Below are 266 nucleotides of genomic sequence, written 5' to 3'. Positions count from 1 at the left end.
ATCCCTTCGTTGAGCATCAAGCCAATTTCCTCGGCCAAGGCATCCTGCGTTCGTCGGAGGACTTCCTCCCCGGTGGACGGGGTGTTGCCGAAGGACAAGATTGCCAGCGTTTCCGCCGGAATGACGGGCTTCCCGTCGGGACCGGGGACCCACAGCGTCTTGATCCCGTTGTCGATGAGCTTTTGCAGGTTCTGCGAAACCGGGAAACGATCCCCGAACGCGGTGTGCAGGGATTCTTGGACGTGTTGGGCTATGGGCAGCCCCAC

1 pseudogene is annotated in these 266 nt (G+C 60.9%); it reads right to left on the bottom strand.

Going from position 1 to position 266, the window contains the following annotated elements:
- Nucleotides 1-266: pseudogene (locus SCA31_RS23785) on the bottom strand (3-hydroxyacyl-CoA dehydrogenase); the annotation flags it as partial.

It is taken from the genome of Chryseobacterium sp. SIMBA_028 (assembly GCF_046535285.1).
Taxonomy (GTDB): domain Bacteria; phylum Bacteroidota; class Bacteroidia; order Flavobacteriales; family Weeksellaceae; genus Chryseobacterium.
This window is presented reverse-complemented; position numbering and strand designations above follow the sequence as displayed.